We start from the raw sequence: 377 nt of genomic DNA, 5'->3' as shown, positions 1-377 counted from the left end.
GGTTTCCAAAGAGGCCGTGTATATTGCAGTTGGTATTGGTGAAGATGGTTCTTAGGAAGTATTAACGTATGCTATTGCTTCAACCGAATCGGCATGTATGGAATGAACTGTTAATAGAGTTGAAGGGGCGTGGTGTAGAGGAAGTCTTGTTGTTCGTCTCCGACGGATTAAAGGGCAATGTGACAGCAATCGAGCAAGCATATACAAAATCCAAATACCAATCATGTTGCTCCATGTAACACGTAATATTGCTTATAAAGCACGTGCATCTGATCGGGCAAGCAACTGTGACGAGACTTACTTCACATCTGAGTACTGAGCAAAAGATGAGCAGTCAGGGAAAACTACTCTAGAGACTTTTTGTGATAAGTGGAAAG

1 protein-coding gene is annotated in these 377 nt (G+C 42.2%); it reads left to right on the top strand.

The genetic code is table 11. The features are described from left to right. The first annotated feature begins 68 nt into the window (after positions 1 to 68). A complete protein-coding gene (locus BBG47_RS31480) occupies positions 69 to 239 on the top strand; it encodes a transposase (protein ID WP_083189662.1) in 171 nt (56 codons plus the stop codon). The last annotated feature ends 138 nt before the right edge of the window (positions 240 to 377 follow it).

Source organism: Paenibacillus sp. KS1 (genome assembly GCF_001680695.1).
GTDB classification, from domain to species: Bacteria; Bacillota; Bacilli; order Paenibacillales; family Paenibacillaceae; genus Paenibacillus_B; species Paenibacillus_B suaedae.
The sequence above is the reverse complement of the archived record's forward strand: the minus strand, read 5'-3'. Positions and strand labels throughout refer to the sequence as shown.

Bases quoted from the DNA above. Each gene is read 5' to 3' on its own strand.
- BBG47_RS31480 (WP_083189662.1), top strand. From the start codon at position 69: ATGCTATTGCTTCAACCGAATCGGCATGTATGGAATGAACTGTTAATA.